The 18,336-nt window shown below is 59.0% G+C and carries 17 protein-coding genes; 13 read left to right on the top strand and 4 right to left on the bottom strand.

The features are described from left to right. Nucleotide 1: 1 nt before the first annotated feature. Nucleotides 2-1,114, bottom strand: coding sequence for an SIS domain-containing protein (locus tag RLO149_RS08310; RefSeq protein ID WP_013961636.1), 1,113 nt, complete (start codon nucleotides 1,112-1,114; stop codon nucleotides 2-4). 118 nt (nucleotides 1,115-1,232) lie between these two features. Here RLO149_RS08310 and RLO149_RS08305 point away from each other — a divergent pair, with 118 nt between their 5' ends. The 13 genes from RLO149_RS08305 to hydA all read left to right on the top strand — a co-directional run bounded on the left by RLO149_RS08305 (nucleotide 1,233) and on the right by hydA (nucleotide 14,737). Next, complete coding sequence (locus tag RLO149_RS08305) at nucleotides 1,233-2,030, top strand: DeoR/GlpR family DNA-binding transcription regulator (RefSeq protein ID WP_013961635.1); 798 nt, start codon at nucleotides 1,233-1,235, stop codon at nucleotides 2,028-2,030. Nucleotides 2,031-2,192: 162 nt separating this feature from the next. Next, nucleotides 2,193-3,242 carry an ABC transporter substrate-binding protein gene (locus RLO149_RS08300; protein ID WP_013961634.1) on the top strand — a complete coding sequence of 350 codons (1,050 nt, stop codon included), beginning with the start codon at nucleotides 2,193-2,195 and terminating at the stop codon, nucleotides 3,240-3,242. Beyond that, the gene (locus RLO149_RS08295; RefSeq protein WP_013961633.1) at nucleotides 3,239-4,318 is read left to right on the top strand and encodes an ABC transporter ATP-binding protein; all 1,080 of its coding nucleotides are present in this window, start codon (nucleotides 3,239-3,241) and stop codon (nucleotides 4,316-4,318) included. The genes RLO149_RS08300 and RLO149_RS08295 overlap by 4 nt, the downstream gene beginning before the upstream one ends. After that, on the top strand, nucleotides 4,318-5,250 hold the full coding sequence (locus RLO149_RS08290) for an ABC transporter permease (protein ID WP_013961632.1): 933 nt from the start codon (nucleotides 4,318-4,320) through the stop codon (nucleotides 5,248-5,250). Before RLO149_RS08295 ends, RLO149_RS08290 begins: the two co-directional genes overlap by 1 nt. Next, a complete protein-coding gene (locus tag RLO149_RS08285) occupies nucleotides 5,247-6,065 on the top strand; it encodes an ABC transporter permease (protein ID WP_013961631.1) in 819 nt (272 codons plus the stop codon). The genes RLO149_RS08290 and RLO149_RS08285 overlap by 4 nt, the downstream gene beginning before the upstream one ends. Before the next feature lie 495 nt (nucleotides 6,066-6,560). Further along, nucleotides 6,561-7,226, top strand: a complete 666-nt coding sequence (locus RLO149_RS08280) for a GntR family transcriptional regulator (protein ID WP_245538142.1) — start codon at nucleotides 6,561-6,563, stop codon at nucleotides 7,224-7,226. 144 nt (nucleotides 7,227-7,370) lie between these two features. Next, nucleotides 7,371-8,426 (top strand): extracellular solute-binding protein, encoded by a 1,056-nt coding sequence (locus RLO149_RS08275; RefSeq protein WP_013961629.1) that lies wholly within the window; start codon nucleotides 7,371-7,373, stop codon nucleotides 8,424-8,426. 34 nt (nucleotides 8,427-8,460) lie between these two features. Next, entirely contained in the window at nucleotides 8,461-9,516 is a 1,056-nt protein-coding gene (locus RLO149_RS08270) for an ABC transporter ATP-binding protein (protein ID WP_013961628.1), read from the top strand. Then, nucleotides 9,513-10,343 carry an ABC transporter permease gene (locus RLO149_RS08265; RefSeq protein WP_013961627.1) on the top strand — a complete coding sequence of 277 codons (831 nt, stop codon included), beginning with the start codon at nucleotides 9,513-9,515 and terminating at the stop codon, nucleotides 10,341-10,343. Before RLO149_RS08270 ends, RLO149_RS08265 begins: the two co-directional genes overlap by 4 nt. After that, nucleotides 10,340-11,140: an ABC transporter permease gene (locus tag RLO149_RS08260; RefSeq protein WP_013961626.1), complete on the top strand. Its 801-nt coding sequence runs from the start codon at nucleotides 10,340-10,342 to the stop codon at nucleotides 11,138-11,140. The genes RLO149_RS08265 and RLO149_RS08260 overlap by 4 nt, the downstream gene beginning before the upstream one ends. A gap of 120 nt (nucleotides 11,141-11,260) precedes the next feature. After that, nucleotides 11,261-12,598, top strand: a complete 1,338-nt coding sequence (locus tag RLO149_RS08255; protein WP_013961625.1) for an amidase — start codon at nucleotides 11,261-11,263, stop codon at nucleotides 12,596-12,598. Nucleotide 12,599: 1 nt separating this feature from the next. Next, complete coding sequence (locus tag RLO149_RS08250) at nucleotides 12,600-13,343, top strand: aspartate/glutamate racemase family protein (protein WP_013961624.1); 744 nt, start codon at nucleotides 12,600-12,602, stop codon at nucleotides 13,341-13,343. Beyond that, nucleotides 13,340-14,737: a dihydropyrimidinase gene (gene hydA / locus RLO149_RS08245; protein WP_013961623.1), complete on the top strand. Its 1,398-nt coding sequence runs from the start codon at nucleotides 13,340-13,342 to the stop codon at nucleotides 14,735-14,737. Before RLO149_RS08250 ends, hydA begins: the two co-directional genes overlap by 4 nt. Nucleotides 14,738-14,970: 233 nt before the next feature. Here the strand turns inward: hydA and RLO149_RS08240 are convergent, their stop codons facing one another. The 3 genes from RLO149_RS08240 to RLO149_RS08230 all read right to left on the bottom strand — a co-directional run bounded on the left by RLO149_RS08240 (nucleotide 14,971) and on the right by RLO149_RS08230 (nucleotide 18,178). Next, nucleotides 14,971-16,359 (bottom strand): PepSY-associated TM helix domain-containing protein, encoded by a 1,389-nt coding sequence (locus RLO149_RS08240; RefSeq protein ID WP_013961622.1) that lies wholly within the window; start codon nucleotides 16,357-16,359, stop codon nucleotides 14,971-14,973. Between the two features lie 64 nt (nucleotides 16,360-16,423). Further along, nucleotides 16,424-16,729 carry a hypothetical protein gene (locus tag RLO149_RS08235; protein ID WP_148264327.1) on the bottom strand — a complete coding sequence of 102 codons (306 nt, stop codon included), beginning with the start codon at nucleotides 16,727-16,729 and terminating at the stop codon, nucleotides 16,424-16,426. A 1,161-nt stretch (nucleotides 16,730-17,890) separates the two neighbouring features. Then, complete coding sequence (locus tag RLO149_RS08230) at nucleotides 17,891-18,178, bottom strand: hypothetical protein (protein WP_013961619.1); 288 nt, start codon at nucleotides 18,176-18,178, stop codon at nucleotides 17,891-17,893. Between the last annotated feature and the right edge of the window lie 158 nt (nucleotides 18,179-18,336).

Below are 18,336 nucleotides of genomic sequence, written 5' to 3'. Positions count from 1 at the left end.
GTCACAGACCAAGCCTCGGTGCACCAAGGCCAAGCGCATCGCGCTCTACCGCGGCGTGATACCCAAAGAGGTGCAAAGGCACGCTGTAGATAATCGGCGCAGTCTCGGCAGGCACCTGCGGCAGATGCCAGGCCACATCGGCGATCTCGGCAATTTCCGTCTCACCCTCGGGGACCAGCGCCACGCAATAGCCCTCGCAGCCCCGCGACATGATCGCGGTTTCCAGCGCACGGGCGTGGCTTTCTGCGTCACCCGCGACCATGAACATCGGATCGCCCGCTTTCTGTGTGCGGTAATGGTGATACTCTTCCAGCGGGAAGGAATAGGCGTGAATGGGGGCCAGTTCCTTCAGCTTGGCCGCGCCGAACTCAGCCGGGGCAAAGAAAGGACCCGCCCCCGTCGTCAGGATAAGATCGGCGCGGGCAAGGTGCTTTGCCACCTCCTTGGCAGGCTCGTAAAAAGCCTGCGCCACGGCATCCACCTGACCCGGTAGATCAGCCAGTGCGGCATCAAGCGCGCTGCTGTCACCGCCTTTCGCCTTTTGCACCGACGCCGCCATCGCGAGCATCAGAGCCATTGCGGCCGTGCTTGATTGCGTGGGCCAACCGCCCCGTGTCGCGCGGATATGCAAAGCACCCGGGCATTGCTCCATCAACGGAGAGCCAAGCGTGTTGGACAGACCAATCGTATATGCTCCCCGCGCAGCCGACGCGGTCAATCCTTCGACCACCGGCTCGGTCTTTCCAGAGGAGCTGAGCCCGATCACCACGGTTTCTGCATCGATCGTGTGCAAGCCGTAGGTGGCGAAGTCGAACGCTTCCACAGGCTCGCAGGGCGCGCCGAGTGCCGCCTCGATGGCGGGACGCACACCGTGACCTGCGATCCAGCTGTCGCCGCATCCGACCGTGACCACGCGACGGATCGTCCGCCCCGCAAGATCGCGCCCGATATCCGCAAGCGGGCCCTTGTTCGCCGCAAGCGTGGCGCTGATCGCCTCCCCTTGCGACATCATCTCATGTTCGGTCAACGCGACACGGCGAAACCGTTCCGGATCGCCAGCCGCATCCGAAGACGACTCGCGCCGGATTTCTTTCAATCTTTGCTCGATACTCATTGGGCTCTCCGTGATTGACCGCCAGTATAGGGGCGCATCGAAAAAATGTGGCACTCGACGCGCCTTTTTGATATTTGTCATATTGAAATGAAATGCAAGTCTTCGAAAGTAAATCTAAATGGATAATCTGCATAATGCTCCTTTAACGCACAGGCACCAGCGCATCCTGGAGATTATCAACAAACAAAGCATCGCAGACGTCGGCCAGCTCTCGGATGCACTCGGCGTTTCCACAGTTACCATTCGCTCTGACCTTGATGCGCTGGACAAACGCTTGCTCTTGCGACGGGTCCGGGGGGGCGCAATGGCCATGCAGGCCGCCCGCTTTGAGCGCCCGGTTGATGTACCCACGCATAGCTTCACATCCGAGAAAGAACGCATCGGCGCTGTCGCCGCTGGCATGGTGCGCAGCGGCGAAACCATTATCCTCGATGCAGGAACAACCACACTTGCCATGGCGATGGCTTTGCCCGAGGACATCGAGGACGTGGTGGTCATTACATCCAGCCTGGACATTGCAATTGCGCTTGAAAAACACCCCGGCGCGACGGTTTTCGTCACGGGCGGCAAACTCAAGAAATCCGGACGAAATCCAAATTCCCGCTCCCTTGTGCCGCCTTTTGCCGGGCTGCTGCTGGATCACCTGAACGCAGATTTCGCTTACCTGTGCTGTGCAGGTATCGACGCGGAACGCGGCTTTACCAACGCAAACCTTGAGGAGGCAGAGGTGAAACGCTTTATGATTTCAGCCTCGCGGCGCTGCATCATGCTGGCGGATCGGGGCAAAATCGGGCACGTCGCCGGCGCGCGGATCGCCCCCATTCAGGATATCACAACACTTGTAACCGATCGCAAAGCGAACCCCACTGAAGTGTCTGCGCTACAAAAATCGGGCCTGAAAGTTGTTCTTGCCTGAAATGAACTGCCGCTTTTTTGTGCGCAATGCTTCGAGGTCATCAACAGCGAAAAAAATTATCGGGCTTTTTTATTTTTAAACTTGCGAAAGCATTCGAAAGTTTTGTTGTATACTGCATCAGACCGGGAATCCGGCATAGCAATCCTGACAGGGAGACATGACATGAAACTAACCAGAAGAAGCGTTGTTGGAGGGCTGACAGCCGCAACCGCCTTGGCCAGCCCGGTAATTCTACGTGCTGCCACCCGCGAATTGGTAATGACAGGCTATGGCAACGATTCGGATGCGCCTCTGATTGCCGCCGGCGAAGAGCTTGCCCGCCGCAACCCCGGTGTTTCTTTGCGCATCATCGGCGGCCTGTCGTCCGAAGCGCTCGCTCAGATCAAAGCAGCACGGGGCAATTCCCCCTATGACCTCGGCGTCATGGGGTCCCCCGCGATCATCAACGCGCTGGCCGAAGACGTCCTTGTGCCACTGGACTTTTCGAAGATCCCAAACACGGCCAATGTCGATCCGAAATTCCCATCCTATGGCTATGACGTCGGCCAGCCGATCTGGTTCGAAGGGATCGGTATCGCCTACGACAAGACCAAGATCACCACGCCGCCCACAACATGGGAAGAACTGTGGAGTGGCGACTACACCGGGCGCATTGGCATGTGTCGTCCGCAATCCAACCTTGGTCTCGGGGTGCTTGCCGCAACCAGCGAAGCCTTCGGGATGCCGCAGTCCGACATGGACTTTGCGCTGAACAAATGGATGGAACTTGATCCGCTGGTCGGTCGCTCACCGCCGCTGTTGCAGCAGATGATCGAACGTGGCGAAGTGGATCTGGCCCCCCTGTGGCACGTCAATTCCGCACTTGCCGCAAACTCCGGGTTGCCCATCGGCTACACCAAGATCACGGGGCCAGGACCGCTGATGTTGCCTACGAACATCGTGCAGTTCGTCAACACGCAGGACGGCACCGCAGACCTTGTGCACGAATTCACCGACATTCTGCTGACGCCGGAAATCCAGTCGATGGCAGGCAGCGCGCCGATCTATTTCGGAACGGTCGTGGAAGGCATCGAGGTGCCGGCAGAGGCCGCGCCTTATGTTCCTTCGACACCCGAAGAGCTGGCAACGACCACCTCTCTGCAGTGGCCTGACTTCGCGCCCTTGCGCGGCCAGACCGTTGAATCCTTTGATCGAATGTTCGCCGCGACATGAGGCAGGAGAAGGCCGATCTGACCGATGGATCGGAACCTGCCGCCCCGGTGCTGCGCATCGGGGCGGTTTCCAAACGTTTTGGGACGGTCACTGTCCTGAAGGACTGTTCCTTGAATATTGCTGAGGGCGAAATCGTCACGCTGCTTGGTGCGTCGGGCTGTGGCAAGACCACGCTGCTGCGGTGCATCGCCGGGTTCTGGGACGCCGAGGAAGGCAAGATCGAGATCGACGGCCACGACGTCGGTGACCTGCCCGTCAATCGCCGCCCTGTCGGCGTGGTTTTCCAAAGCTACGCGCTTTTCCCGCATCTGACCGTCGCGCGGAACGTGGGATACGGTCTGCGCATGCGAGGTGTGCCCCAAAGCGAGATCGACGCGCGCGTCCGCGAGGCGCTGGAAACCGTGTCGCTTGCGGATTTCGCGGATCGCTACCCCGCGCAGCTTTCTGGTGGTCAACAGCAGCGCGTGGCTGTTGCGCGGGTCCTGATCCTGCAGCCGCGTGTGCTCCTGCTCGATGAACCTTTCAGTGCGCTTGACGCAAAACTGCGCGGTGCCATGCAAGTGGAACTGCGCCAGTTGATCAAACGGCTGGGGCTCACGGCAATCTTCGTGACCCACGATCAGGAAGAAGCGCTGACCATGTCGGACCGTATCGCAGTCATGCGGGCGGGCCGGATTGAACAGGTCGCCGCGCCCGATACTGTGTTTGATCATCCTGCGACAGCCTATGTCGCGGATTTTATCGGCACGTCCAATTTCTGGCAGGCGCAGGCCTCGGGCGGTCAGGTGGCATTGCCCGACGGGCAGATCACGCACACCGATATGTCGGGGCCGGTGCAAGTGATGACAAGGCCGCATAACCTGCGTCTGGCCGCGGGGGACAAGGGCACTTGGCGCGGACAGGTTTCATTTCACAGGACAGTCGGTGCTTTGATAGAATATCATGTCGAAATACCGGATGGGACGACGATACAGATCGCCACCATGCGGCAGGAACGCGCGCGCCCTTTGCAACCCGGAGAGGTCGTGAGCTTATCGGTGATCGATCCGTCCTATTGCGCGGTTTATCCGGTCTGATGTCGGACGCCACAGCCTTCCAACCTCCGCCGAACGCGCGACTGGGCGAAGTCATTCTCGACAAGCTGGTATCCGGTCGGGGCATCTGGCCCGCCGTGCCCGCAATCATTGTTCTGATGGTCGTTGCAGTTGTTCCATTCGTGATCCTGCTGTCTCTCGGGTTTTCGAACATAGAGGTGGCGCGCGGCGCGATCGTGTCGCAAACCCTGTCTTTTTCCCATCTGACCAACGCGCTGACCGACCCGCTTTATTGGATCACCTTTCAGCGTTCACTGGTGCTGGCGATCAATACCACCCTGCTTTGTCTGCTGTTCGGCTATCCCGTTGCCTACCTGTTTCTGATTGGCGGCAAGTGGACGCGGCGGCTGATCCTTATCCTGACCATCGCGCCCCTGCTGACCAGCGGGATCGTGCGCACCTATGCATGGCTGGTGATCCTTGGCGGGCGCGGTGTGGTGAATTCAACCCTGATGAGCCTTGGCCTGATCGACCAGCCCTTGCGCATCATGAACACGCATTGGGCAGTTCTGATCGGCATGGTTCAAATCCACCTGCCCGTGATGATCCTGCCGCTGATCGCTGTCATGAGTCGCCATGAAGGTGGGCTGATGGAGGCCTCGGCCAATCTCGGCGCATCCCGGCTCGGGACCCTGCGCACGGTGATCCTGCCGCTCAGCGCGCCGGGCATCGGCACGGGCGCGGCCCTCGTCTTTACGCTAAGTTATACGACGTTTGTCGTGCCTCAGCTATTGGGCGGCGGCAATTATCTCAACGCGGCCACCATGATCTACGAACAGGTCGTCTTTTCACTGGAATGGAGCAAAGGATCCGTCAGTTCGCTGATCCTCATGGCCACATGCCTGATCGTCCTCGTGATCATCGCGATGCTGACGAACATCTTTACCCGCTGGACCAAAGGACGGGATGCATGATCAAAGCGCTGCGCACCTCTTCGCTCGGGGACATTCTGGGCATCGGCTTGGTCCTTTTCATCGCGGTGTTTTCGCTGATCCTGCTGATCGCGCCGTCGATCATTGTCGTCATCATTTCTTTTGACACCCGCGCGTTCGTGAGCTTTCCGCCGGAAGGCTTCACCCTGCGCTGGTATGCAGAGGTTTTTGAGCAGACCGAACTGGTCGGTGCCATGTGGACCAGCCTCAAGGTGGGTCTGATGGTCACGGTGCTGTGCATCGTGCTCGGTGTGCCAACCGCCCTCGCCTGCGTACGTGGCAAGTTTCGCGGCACCACGGCGCTTTCGGTTTTCGTGCTGGTGCCGCATATGGTGCCCGGCATCGTGCTCGGGGTCGCGGTGCTTTTTGCCGGGGCGCTTGTGGGCGTCTCCCCCTCGATCTGGCTGCAGGCGGTTTCCATCGCCGTGTTTATCATGGCCGTCATGGTGCGCACGGTGCAAAGCCGTCTTGTGCGCCTCGACCCCGCGCTGGAAGAAGCCGCGACAAACCTCGGTGCGTCATCCTTTCAGAGCCTGCGCACGATTACCTTCCCGCTTCTGCTCCCGGCGATATTGGCGGGGGCTGTGTTCACCTTCGTCGAAGGCTTCGACAACCTGTCGGTTGCGATTTTCACCCATGGTTTCCGCGACAGACCCTTGCCTGTAGAGTTGCTCGCCCTGGTACAATACACCTCCACCCCCCTCGTGGCAGCGGTGTCAGGCGTTCAGATCCTGCTGGCAATCCTCGCACTCGTCGCCGTGTCGATGAGCATTGGGCTGGACAAAGTAAACGAATGATCCGCAGCAAACCGGTAGGATCGCGGCATCTCGCCTCTTTGCACGTCGGAACTATGCCATGACACGACTTGTTTAAGTGGCCGGGACCCGCATGAGCAATCATGAAACACCCAGACCAGTGCCCCCGAAAGCGAAGGGATTATTTCGATTTGCTTTCGGCGGCGAATCCGCCTCGTTTCACTGAATTTGCACTTACGCGTCGTGGCAGGCCCGGCATCAGACCTGCACCGAAAAGTTTAGTCATCGTCCCGAAGGGATCGATTTTGAGAGCAAAAACCCCTGTCTATGCCTAAATGTTGTGCCGTAAGCGGCACCAAATAGCCTCACGTAGCGTAGGAATGGTGCAGATTGCAGCCTTTTTGCTTCCTTCATCGTTAGCGTCGCATAAATGCGTAACGCAGCGAGGTTCAGTTTTCATAAGGGATTGACGCAGCAGGATGCCTCCCGCATGTACAGGTGCCATTGCGGCTGAGAAAACAAATGTTGAGAAACCCAATGCCCGTCCAAAAGAACTCAACAGCCGTTGCAGAACACGTCGCGGCAGTTTTGCGTGACCGCATCGTCAAGGGTGAACTGGCCGCACGCGACCGGATCGTCGAGCGACAGTTGTCCGCCGAACTCGATGTCTCGCGGACACCGATCCGGGAAGCGCTCAAGCTGCTTGAAGCGGATGGGCTGATCGAGATTACACTTCACCGCGGGGCAATCGTGTCGGACTACAAGCCGGAAGACGCTGTGGTTCTTTTTGATGTGATCTCGGTGCTGGAAAGCCTTGCAGCCAGACGGGTTTGCGAAGGCATGACGCCGTCCACCCTTCAGCGCCTCGAAGATCTGCATGGTCAGATGCTGGAATATCATCACGCGGGCCGCACAAATGACTACTTCGATCACAACACGCTGATCCATGATTTCATCATCCAGTCCTGCGCCAACCCCGTCCTGATCACAACGCACAACCGCCTGATGATCCGTGCCCGGCGCGGTCGCTATCTTGCGATTATGAACCAGCCACGTCTGGAACAGGCCGTCGCAGAACACGAAGACCTGATGCAGGCATTCCGCCATGAAAGCGCCGACAAGGCTGCGCAGGTTTGGGAAACGCATCTGCGCCATACCGGGGAAACGGTCGCAGCTGTGTTGCTGGCTGAGGCAGACGTCTGAGCGGCACATTCTGAGCAGCAGCCCCAAATTCCGCCTAAATTTACATCAATTGCGAATTAGACCGCCGTGTCTGCCGCTATTTTCATGACGTCAGTCAAAATGGCATGCCATTTATGCTCCAAATTACAACAACTGGGGATTGATATGACACAACCGAAATTTACCGCGATGACGCGCCGATCTGTGCTCAAGGTATCGGGCTATGCAGCACTTGGTACTTTGGCCGCGCCCGCCATTCTGCGTGCTCAAAGCAGCGAACTGGTCATTGGCTGCGCGGGGTCTCACACAGCGTGGATGGAGCAGATTGTCGTGCCGCACATGAAAACCGCTATCGGCGCGGATATCCTGTTTGAGGGCACCAAATCCTCGGTGAACCTTGAAAAGATGTCGTCCAACAAGGATGCGCCCTATCTTTCGGTGGTTCAGATGGACGACCCGGTCATGATACAAGCGGTCGAGGCGGACCTGCTGACCCCGATCACCGCAGAACCGGTGCCCAACATGACCGATCTGCGCCCGGACGCGGTGCATATGGACGGCATGTGGTGTAACTACGTTCAGCCATGGGCGGGGGTCGCCTATAACACCGAATTTCAGGCAGATGGGGTGCAATCCTGGGCGCAATTGTGGACCGACGAAGCCAAGGGGCAGCTGATCATCCCATCGCTGCAGAACACCGAAGGCATGTGGACCCTCTTCGTGTCAGCCATGCTGGGGTCGGGCAAACCCTTTTCAGAGGCGCAATATGAAATCGACGCCGCATTCGCCAAACTGGAGGAACTGAAACCCAACCTGCTCTCGGTCTACACAACGATGAGCCAGGCCTTTAACCTGCTGGAGCAAGGCGAGATTACCATGCTGGCCGGTAATTTCTCGTCCTACACGCTGCCGCGCAAGGCGACCGGGGTGCCTGTTAATCTGGCTGCCCCGTCCGAGGGTATATTCGCCATGCCATCGGGCATCTGCCTCGTCAAAGGGGGTCCGAACCCTGAACTGGCCGAGGCCTATGTCAACGAAATGCTCGGGCCCCAGATGCAAACGGCGATTGCGGATTTTGCGACCTCGGTGCCCGCCAATACCACAGTCACCGCCGGTGCCATTATCCCCGACGGTGTGCCGATCTATTCACCCGACTGGTCCTTTGTTGCGGCAAACCGGCGCGACTGGATTGAGCGTTTTGACAAGTTGATGGCGCTCTGAACCCATGCCACCCCAAGTGCCGCGGAGCCTGCGAATGGGCAAATATCTGGATGTCACTGCTGTCGGCAAGGCGTTCAAAGGCACCACGGTCATGTCGGACATGCATTTTTCCGTAGCACGGGGGGAACTGGTTTCTCTGCTTGGACCTTCGGGGTGTGGCAAGACCACGCTGTTGCGCATCATCGCAGGGTTGACCCCTGCGGATACGGGCGATGTCCTGCTGGACGGGCGCGCGATCACCACAGTGCCTGCGCATCGGCGCAATATCTCCGTCGTCTTCCAAAGCTATGCGCTGTTTCCGCATCTGACGGTTGCGGAGAACGTGGCCTTTGGACTGCGCGCACGGGGAACGGCAAAAGTCGATTGCGGTCCGAAAGTCACCGAGGCGCTCGCCCTTGTGCGGATGAGTGAATTTGCCGACCGCCCTGTTGCCGCCCTCTCGGGAGGGCAGCAACAACGCGTCGCCGTTGCGCGCGCGCTGATTGTCGATCCGGTGCTGTTGCTTTTGGACGAGCCGTTTTCCGCACTGGACCGCAAGTTGCGCGAAACCATGCAGGTCGAGTTGAAAACGCTTTTGCGGGAGCGCGACATGACCGCGATTTTCGTGACGCATGATCAGGATGAGGCGATGGGCGTCTCCGATCGCATCGCCGTTATGAACGCAGGCCGGATCGAACAATTCGCCTCACCAGCCGATCTATACGCCCGGCCCGCAAGTGCGTTCGTAATGGATTTTGTCGGGCTTTCCACGCGGCTGACCGGGGAGGTCATCGACACAGACGCGGATCAATCCATCGTCCGGACCGCCTATGGCACCATCAAGACTCCCGGCAAACGCCTCCCCGGAGAACGGGTAACTGTCGGTGTCCGCCCGGAACTCATCAAAACAGAGCCGGGGGAAAACAGCGTGAGCGTCACGCTTGCGGATGCAATGGTCCTAGGCTCGAAAACCCAGTTGCATGGGCGCGCCAATGACGGCGACCGGCTGCTGTGCGAACTGCCGGGCATGGGCTGCGGACTGTCCGCAGGGGACAGCGTGACCTTTGGCTGGGCCGCCGCCGATACCCTCGTCTACGAAGCGGCACCATGACGGGCCGAGCCGAACGTATCGGGCTTCTCGCGCTGCCCGGCCTGAGCTTTCTGGCAATCATATATGCGCTGCCGCTTTTTATGCTGCTGCTCAAGTCGTTCCAGATCGACGGTCAGTTTTCCGTGGCGGAATACGTCACTTTTTTCAGCGATGAGTATAATCTGAACGTGCTGTGGCGCACCCTGCGCGTGGCCCTGCTGACCACGGGTCTGGCGCTGATCATCGCCTATCCCACCGCGATCATCATGGCGCGGGTAAAGGGGTTCTGGCTGTCCGTGTTTCTGGTGGCGATGGTGCTGCCGATGTCTGTCGGCGTTGTCGTCAAAGCCTTTGCATGGACGATCCTTTTTCGCACGCGCGGCGTACTGAATGACACGTTGATGTCACTAGGCATCACGGAGGCACCGATCCGCATGCTTTTCACTGAAACAGCGCTTGTGATTGGTGCTGCGAATGTATTCCTGCCTTTCATGGTGTTGCCGATCTACGCGGTGTTGCGTCAGATGGACAGCCGCCTGCCGGAGGCTGCGGCGTCGTTGGGGGCGACACCGGTCTTTCGCTTCATGAACGTCACTCTGCCGCTCAGCCTGCCCGGCGTGGTCGCGGGATCCGCCTTCACCTTCAGCCTCGCCGTTTCGATGTATGTGATCCCATCGCTCATCGTGGGGGAAAGGCAGCAAACCCTGTCCATGCTCACCGCGCGCTCGTTTCTCTACCTGCGCAATGAAGCACTTGGGGCCACGATATCTTCAATCCTGCTGGTTATCGCGATCTCGGTGGTTCTGGGGTCAAGCTGGCTTGCGAACCGTCTGGGGGCACGGCAATGACTGGAACGGACCGCCTTGCCCTCAGCCTGAGCTGGATTATCGCCCTGGGCTGTGTCTTTTTCCTGATGTTGCCGATTGTCATTACCCTTGCGGCGTCTTTTACCTCCTCCGCCGTCTACACGCTGCCGCCACCTGAATGGTCGCTGCGTTGGTATCAGTCGCTGGAGCGTCGCCTCGGGCTGTGGGACGCCGTGGCGCTGTCGCTCAACCTTGCGGTCGTCTCGACCATGATCTCGCTCGTGCTTGGGACGCTGGCCGCCATCGCTGTTGCGCGCGGGCGGTTTCAGGGACGCGAGGCGATTGCCACCTTTACGGTTTCGCCCCTGATGATGCCGGGGCTGGTGGTCGGTGTTGCATTGCTGCAGTTCTTTCGAGAGATTGGCCTGCGGGACGCCTATTGGTCGCTGCTGCTGGGTCATATCGTCATCACCCTGCCCTTCGTGATGCGCACACTTCTGGCCTCGATGGCGGCCTTCGATTTCAGCCTTGTCGATGCCGCACGAACCCTTGGCCTGAGCTATCCGCGCGCAATCCTGCAAGTGCTGGTGCCCAATCTGGCGCCCGCCTATCTCACTGGTGGATTGTTTGCCTTCCTCGCGTCGATGGACAACTACCCGATATCGATTTTCCTCACGGATGCGCGCAACAAGACACTGCCGATCAAGATGCTGCAATACCTCGAAGAACAACCGGACCCGTCCCTTGCGGCGATCTCTTCAGGGCTGATCCTGTTGGCCTGTATCGTGCTGATCATCGGCTCCCGGACTGTTGGCCTGAACAGGATGATCCAGGGATGAAGACAATGGATACTGATGAAATGGTACAGACACTCTTATGAATATGCCCGCCTGCTGCCGTTATGAAAATACTTGGATCGCTTCCGCCAACGGTGGGGCGCAGTACGAAGGTATGCGGTCATGAGCCCTCTCGACGGTCCTATCTCGCAGCTTGTTGCGGCAGTTCAAACCGGCGCAGTCACGCCAAAGACACTTGTGAGCGAAGCGCTTGCGCGGGCCGAAAACCGCAACCCGGCAATCAATGCTATCTGCCAGATCAATCCCCACGCCCTTACTGAGGCAGAGCATGTATCCAAAAGGCTGCAAACCGGAGAGACCATGCAGCTAGCCGGCGTGCCTGTGCTGATAAAAGACAATATCTGGGTCGCAGGGCTGCGCTGCGCGCAAGGCTCAAGGCTGTTTGCCGATTTCATCGCACCGCAGGATGCCGAAGCGGTGAGACGCCTGCGCGTGGCAGGTGCCGTCATCATCGGGATCAGCACCTGTTCCGAATTCGCCTGCAAAGGGGCGACCAACTCCCCGCTGCAGGGGATCACGCGCAACCCGGTCAACCCGGACCTGACGCCCGGCGGGTCTTCGGGCGGGTCCGTCGCCGCGGTCGCAGCAGGGATTGTCCCGCTCGCGCTTGGCACGGATGCGGGTGGTTCGTCGCGCCGCCCGCCTGCCCATACGGGTCTGTGCGGTTTCAAACCGATGCAGGATCTGATCCCCTACGGACCATGCCATGATGAGCCGGTCTGGGGCATCTCAGTCATTTGCCCCATCGCGCGCCGGATGGAGGACATCAGCCTCGCCATGCAGAGCCTCGCCGGGCTGGAACCTGTGCCGGCCCCGATGCTGGAGATCGCCGCCTCATCGGATTTCGGCACGGGCCAAGCACTTGATCGAGATGTGGCGGCAAATTTTGACAAAGTGCTTGGGGTGCTTGAGAGCGCGGGCGTCTCGGTTACGCAAGCGCAGATTGACTGGCCCGGGACCATCAAGGGACATAGCATCCTGCCGCTTCAGTGCGCAGGTCTTGCGGATTTATACGGCGATATCTGGCGGGAAACACCAGAACTGTTCGACCCCGCGATCGCCGGACAAATCGAAACAGGCCTGTCATTCACCGGGGTTGACGTGGCCGGGGCGCACCAGATTTCGCACCAGATGCGCGAAACCCTGCGGGCTGCACTGGATCGCTACGGCGTGATTGCCACCCCGACGACACCCTGTGCGGCATGGCCCGCCACGCAAGACGCCCCGACCCGGATCGGTGGCAAACCTGCAGGACCCCGGGACCATGCCGCCTTCACGCCGCAGATCAACCATGCTGGTGTTCCGGCCCTATCCCTCCCCTGTGGCACGGATGGCGAAGGGCGACCGCTTGGCCTGCAACTGATCGCACGCGCGGGCCATGACGCAGAACTGATTGCCCTCGCAGGGCGGCTGGAACCGGTTCTGAAGGAGATCGCCTGACATGCGCCTGTTGCTGATCAATCCGAATACAACGCAAAGCATGACAGAGGCGATGACCACGGTCGCACGGCAGATCGCCAGCCAGCAGGCCGAGATCGTCCCCGTCACGGCCCGCACAGGCTTTCCCTATATCTCCTCGCGCGCAGAGGCCCAGATTGCGGGCGCGGCGGTGCTTGATACCATTGCCAGTCACCAAAGCGATGTGGACGCGGTCATCATCGCAGCCTTTGGTGATCCCGGTCTGACAGCGGCACGCGAACTGTTTGATCTGCCCATCGTCGGTATGGCCGAGGCCGCAGTCATGTCTGCCGCGATGCTCGGAGAGCGTTTTTCGGTCGTGACGTTCTCGCCTCACATGTCGCGCTGGTACTCCGATTGCGTGCACCAGACCGGGTTGGGCGCCCGTTTTACAGGGGTACGGTGCCCCGTAACAGCGCCGGATACGCTCGAGAATGTTGCAACTGCACTCAGGCAGGACCTGATCGATCTGGCGCGTGACGCCGTAGCACTTGATGGTGCGGACGTGGTGATCATGGGCGGCGCGCCCCTGGCCGGACTGGCTCCTGTGATCGCGTGGGATGCGCCGGGTATTTTGGTCGACCCCATTGCGGCGGCGACCTTGCAGGCTTTGGCGCTGCTGCGCCTTGCGCCCAGCTACGACAATCGCACAAACCGCCCCTTGCACAAGACCTCAACCGGGTTGGGCACAGAGCTGACTGCCGTGATCGCCGGAGAAAAAACATGACCCATGACACCGTCATCACCGGGGCCCGCGTCGTCACTGCGAGCGGGACCACAATATGCGACATCGGCATCACGCAAGGGCAGATCGCAACCCTTGGCAGCGGGTTGACGGGCACAGAGGTGATCGACGCCACAGGCCTGATCGCCCTGCCCGGCGGGATCGACAGCCATGTGCATATCTCGCAACCCTCAGGCCCGGGGATTGAGATGGCCGATGATTTTATCTCGGGCACCCGCGCGGCAGCTTGCGGCGGCAACACGACCATCCTGCCGTTCTGCCTGCCGGAGGATGGCCAAACCCTGCGCGAGGCAGTGGCGGCCTACCGCAAGAAGGCAGAAGGCAACTGCATGACCGACGTGTCCTTTCACCTGATCGTCAAGCAAACCGACCCCGTCACGCTAGGTCAGGACCTGCCCGCGCTGATCCAGGCCGGCTATACCAGTTTCAAGGTTTTCATGACCTATGCGGGCCTTGCCCTGTCAGATCGCCAGATCCTCGAAGTCATGGCGGTGGCAAAGGAACAGAATGCCATGGTCATGGTCCACGCCGAAAACGAAGACGCCATTGAATTCCTGCGCGACCGGGCTGAGCGCAAAGGTGAAACCAGCCCCTACCATCATGCAACGACGCGGCCCGTCCCGGTGGAGCGTGAAGCGACCCATCGCGCCATATCATTGGCCGAAATCGCGGGCGTGCCGCTGACCATCGTGCACGTTTCCAACGGCGAGGCGACCGAGGAGATCGTGCGTGCCCGCGCGCGGGGACTGACGGTTTTTGCCGAAACCTGTCCGCAGTATATCACGCTGACTGCGTCTGATCTGGATCGCGACGGGTTTGACGGGGCGAAATACGTCTGCTCTCCCCCGCCGCGTACTGCGGATGAATGGCCGAAGATATGGGCCGGCATCGAACAAGGTACATTTGATCTGTTTTCGTCAGACCACTGTCCTTTTCGCTTCAACGATACGGCGGGCAAGGATGCCCCCGGCGCCCGCAAGAGTTTTCGCAATATCCCAAACGGCATTCCGGGGGTCGAGACACGCCTGCCGATCCTCTTTTCCGAAGGCGTGGTGGCAGGGCGTCTGTCGCTTGAACGCTTTGCTGCGATCACCGCCACCAATCACGCCCGTCTCTACGGGCTTTATCCGCGCAAGGGGGCGATCATGGTCGGTGCGGATGCCGACATAACGCTCTGGGATCCGACGATAACCAAACCCATTCGCCAGGAGGATCTGCATCACGGCTCTGATTACACACCATGGGAGGGGTTCGAGGTGACGGGCTGGCCCGTGCGTACCATCCTGCGCGGAAGAACTGTCATGCAGAACGGCAGCCCTGTGGGCGCGCCAATGGGCACTCATCTGGAACGCACCGCACCCGACATGCAGGTGTAAGCTCATGAGGAAAGTCCGCGACCGGTGCACCCGCTTTTGCAATCAGGTGGCACAACAGTTTGATTTTACGAAAACGCTCTTGTCGATTTTCAGAGATGGTCGAATAATGTCGCGGACGCGGCAAAGGTCAGGTTCGACGGGCCGCACAGCAGAATTTCCGAAATCTTTCGAACGGCAGCTTCGACGAGAATGGCCGGGCACCCCTCAAGACGGAGCGGTGCCCGGCTTTGGGCTCAGGTCAACCTATGTCGCAGCTTGGGCAATCGTGACAAGATCAGAGCATCTATCGCGAGCACGGTCAGCAACGCGAGACCGGCCATAGGAAAGGCCATTGAAACCGCCAAGCCAACCAGGACAGCGCCTTGCCAGAGCGGCAGTTCCTTTGGCATCGGCGGTGCTGCGAGACGGCCAGCTTTGACGGGGCGACGTTTCCACCAAAGGACGATGGAGCTGATGCACAAAAACAAGACGGACAAGCAGACAAGCGAATTGGCAAGAACGCTCCACAATCCCAACGTGCCCATGTGCAACGCGATACCGACTGCCATCGCCTTACCTGCCAGCGAGTAGTCCTCGAAGCGAACATCTGCCAGTATTTTGCCGGTGTACTGATCGACATGAACCGTTCGGTCTGACATCGGATCGGCGCTGTCGGTATTCATCGAATCCCGGCTGAGCGTCCAAACGCCGTCTTGCGATTGCGGCAGGTTGAGTTGATAGCGGGCGTCAAACCCGATCTGGCGTGCAAGCGCATCCACCGCATCAAGCGTCACGACGCCGTTTTCCACACCCGCACTCCCGACATCACTACCCGATGCGGGCATTGGTGTCTGCTCAAGCACCCAAGGTACCTCGCGGCGGTCGTGGTTCATGCTTGCGTGGGTCTCATCCGACAAGGGCACGTTGTCCCACTTTTCAGCCGGGAACTGGCTCCAGGCCTGCACTATCTTACCGCCCCAGATACCGGCCCAGGCCAGTCCCGAAATAAGGAAGAAAACCAGGAACAGCGACAGCCAGATACCGACAACGCCATGCAGTGATTTCCACAAGGTCCGACCGGGGCCAAAACTTGGGATCAATGCACGACGCCAACCAGCGTCTCTTGGCCACCACATATAAAGCCCTGTGGCGATCAAGACCAAGGTCAGCGATGCTGCCGTTTCCAGAATCCGGTCGCCCGTGACACCCAGCATCAATTCGCTGTGGATGTTGTCGGCGAAGTCATACCACCCACTGCGGCGTGGGAATGTTTCAATGACCTGCGCGGTGTAGGGATCGACTGCGACCATTATGGCGTCGTCACCTGCGTCTACGCGAAACAGGGCTGCTACACTATCTGTGCGCGGGGCGACGTATTGCTTCAACGTGCCGTCGGGGACAGAAGCAACTGCCGCCTCTGCCTGCACCGAGACAGGCTGCAGGATTTCTTGAGGAACGACCACAGTGCGTTCCCCGTCACGCCCATCGATCCAGGCGATCCACAGCATCGCCATACCGGTAATCGCAAGTGTGGCAAGAAACGGAAAAACGAAAAGCCCCGCATAGAAATGCCAGCGCCACGCTGCAAAATAGAGTTTGTTCGCGCTGCCCTCGGGCTGCGCATTGATGTCAGTCGATGTCATAAGTTGGCTCCAAGCCTCTGTGCCCGCATGAAGTCGGGCAAAAATTGAACTCTGATGGATGAGGTCAGGCTTGGGGTGGGGCGCGCGTCAGGCGTGCAGGGTCAAGCGGACGGGTGTGATGCAACCGCTTGGCGATAAATGTGAATATGCGCGTTTGATCCGATAGTTTGAGAGCGATGCCATGGCAGTTTCGCGGCACCAGTGCTGCCCCGATCAACCGGCAGGCTTCACACTTCTGGCCCTGTGCTCCATCCTGCTCGCCTGAGCCGCTACAGATGTCTGCCAGCGAGCCACCCGCTGCAACGTAGGCTGCAAAACCCGGCGATAAGGAAGGTTGCATCGTCTTATGCGCAAAACCTGATACTGCCATCGCGAAAATCAATGCGAGGGGTGTGAGAAGCTTACAAAAGGTTGAAAGCACTGCAGGCATGCTCCGAGGATAGTCGATTCTGCGACGGTATACGAGAGGGCTCAATGCAAAGACACCTCGCAATGGAGACCTAAAGCGGTCATTGGAAAAGCAGCAGCGGAATGGCGCTCAGTCCCTCCTGTGCGACACTCGGGTCCAACCCAGACTAGGCCCGCTCTTCACTGTTTACCGGACCGTGCGCCCAACATGATGCGATCGGGGAGCGGTAAGAAAGGCGTGCGACCGCCCGTGCCCCAAGCCGACATTCAAATCACTGGCCTTTTGATGGGCGCGGCACGGGACGCATTACTGTTTCCCGTGCCAGAGTTAGTGGTATCCTTGGGACGGTCCATATCCAACGCGCTTCGGCCCAACCAAATCCACATAACCGCCGAACGCACGACAGAAAGCGATTTCACGTTGCACATGCAGTGCACAAGACGCCCCGCCGCAATTCGACGAAAAGCGCTCCCCGAATAGACATGGATGTGAGTGGCACCCTCTATTTGCGTCGCTGCACTCCGGACAGGCAGCCGGAGTGCACTTTTGTTACACTGAAACAGGTGCGGTGGCATTCGTTATACTGTCATGTCCGACGTTGCCGCGCGGCAGGTGATGAAAGCGCAAGAGATCGCCCGTTATTCTGGCACGACGATCAACATCCTTCGGCTGAGGTGTTCACTGGTAAAGTGATCGGCCGAAGGGGCGCTGTTTCCCATGGCGACCGCCTAATATGTCACGGCCGCGCCCTTCTGGCTGCGCGGTTGCGGACTTTCGACTGGCAAATACATGAATGGTGGCGCGGGATGGCTGATACGCGATATGCCGCAAGGTATGGGCAGGGCTGGATGCATGGTGTTGCAGCATAGTTTGCGCAGTTCGTTAATAAGATGAACGCGGAACCGGCAACGTTCAGCAGTTCGTGTCCACTGGTGAGGCGCGTAACATCGCACTGAACACCCCTGCCTTTGTGCGGATGGAAAGCCTGTCACCAAGGAGTGGCTTAGTGCGTCTGACGAAATACCTGAAACATCAAGTATCACGTAACGCGTTGAAATCTTTGATTTCAGGCAGCATTACGTGATTCAGGTTTTTCGCATGACGCTTTAGGAAAGCCAGCAATTAGACAGGTTCGGGAATTTCGCCTTCCCAATGTTCGCCCATGGCAACAATGCACGATGTCCCGTTTGTGTAGTTCTGTACGATGATCCAGTCACCGTTTCGTTGGGTGACCCAGATTTCAAGCAGCGTTTCAGGGTCACGCAGGCCCCTCCCCTGACGCTCTGCACCCAGATCATGCGTCAGCATATGCGCCATGCGCGTGCGGTCATCACAAGTCACGTCGCTCATCTGCGCATGCGCGGGAACGAAGAAGCAGATAGACAAGGCGAGTGCGTAGTGGAGAACCATATGAGAACTCTAATCGCCTGATTTCCAAAATGTAACAGTTTTATGAAGCGTTGTGCGTAACTGTGGCCACAAGGCAATATGCATCAATCATTGCAATATCCTGCGCCTACAGCGTTCCGGGAGTGTCATTTTTCTTTTACTTTTGTGTAAAGAAACTG

This window comes from Roseobacter litoralis Och 149 (assembly GCF_000154785.2).
Taxonomy (GTDB): Bacteria; Pseudomonadota; Alphaproteobacteria; order Rhodobacterales; family Rhodobacteraceae; genus Roseobacter; species Roseobacter litoralis.
This window is presented reverse-complemented; position numbering and strand designations above follow the sequence as displayed.

Excerpts from the sequence above, each read along its gene's own strand:
- RLO149_RS08260 (WP_013961626.1), top strand. The coding sequence starts at position 10,340 with ATGACTGGAACGGACCGCCTTGCCCTCAGCCTGAGCTGGATTATCGCC.
- RLO149_RS08235 (WP_148264327.1), bottom strand. The coding sequence starts at position 16,729 with ATGGCAGTATCAGGTTTTGCGCATAAGACGATGCAACCTTCCTTATCG.
- RLO149_RS08250 (WP_013961624.1), top strand. The coding sequence starts at position 12,600 with ATGCGCCTGTTGCTGATCAATCCGAATACAACGCAAAGCATGACAGAG.
- RLO149_RS08230 (WP_013961619.1), bottom strand. The coding sequence starts at position 18,178 with ATGGTTCTCCACTACGCACTCGCCTTGTCTATCTGCTTCTTCGTTCCC.
- RLO149_RS08295 (WP_013961633.1), top strand. The coding sequence starts at position 3,239 with ATGAGGCAGGAGAAGGCCGATCTGACCGATGGATCGGAACCTGCCGCC.
- RLO149_RS08285 (WP_013961631.1), top strand. The coding sequence starts at position 5,247 with ATGATCAAAGCGCTGCGCACCTCTTCGCTCGGGGACATTCTGGGCATC.
- RLO149_RS08240 (WP_013961622.1), bottom strand. The coding sequence starts at position 16,359 with ATGACATCGACTGACATCAATGCGCAGCCCGAGGGCAGCGCGAACAAA.
- RLO149_RS08310 (WP_013961636.1), bottom strand. The coding sequence starts at position 1,114 with ATGAGTATCGAGCAAAGATTGAAAGAAATCCGGCGCGAGTCGTCTTCG.
- RLO149_RS08280 (WP_245538142.1), top strand. The coding sequence starts at position 6,561 with ATGCCCGTCCAAAAGAACTCAACAGCCGTTGCAGAACACGTCGCGGCA.
- RLO149_RS08255 (WP_013961625.1), top strand. The coding sequence starts at position 11,261 with ATGAGCCCTCTCGACGGTCCTATCTCGCAGCTTGTTGCGGCAGTTCAA.
- RLO149_RS08290 (WP_013961632.1), top strand. The coding sequence starts at position 4,318 with ATGTCGGACGCCACAGCCTTCCAACCTCCGCCGAACGCGCGACTGGGC.
- RLO149_RS08300 (WP_013961634.1), top strand. The coding sequence starts at position 2,193 with ATGAAACTAACCAGAAGAAGCGTTGTTGGAGGGCTGACAGCCGCAACC.
- RLO149_RS08305 (WP_013961635.1), top strand. The coding sequence starts at position 1,233 with ATGGATAATCTGCATAATGCTCCTTTAACGCACAGGCACCAGCGCATC.
- RLO149_RS08270 (WP_013961628.1), top strand. The coding sequence starts at position 8,461 with ATGGGCAAATATCTGGATGTCACTGCTGTCGGCAAGGCGTTCAAAGGC.
- RLO149_RS08265 (WP_013961627.1), top strand. The coding sequence starts at position 9,513 with ATGACGGGCCGAGCCGAACGTATCGGGCTTCTCGCGCTGCCCGGCCTG.
- hydA (WP_013961623.1), top strand. The coding sequence starts at position 13,340 with ATGACCCATGACACCGTCATCACCGGGGCCCGCGTCGTCACTGCGAGC.
- RLO149_RS08275 (WP_013961629.1), top strand. The coding sequence starts at position 7,371 with ATGACACAACCGAAATTTACCGCGATGACGCGCCGATCTGTGCTCAAG.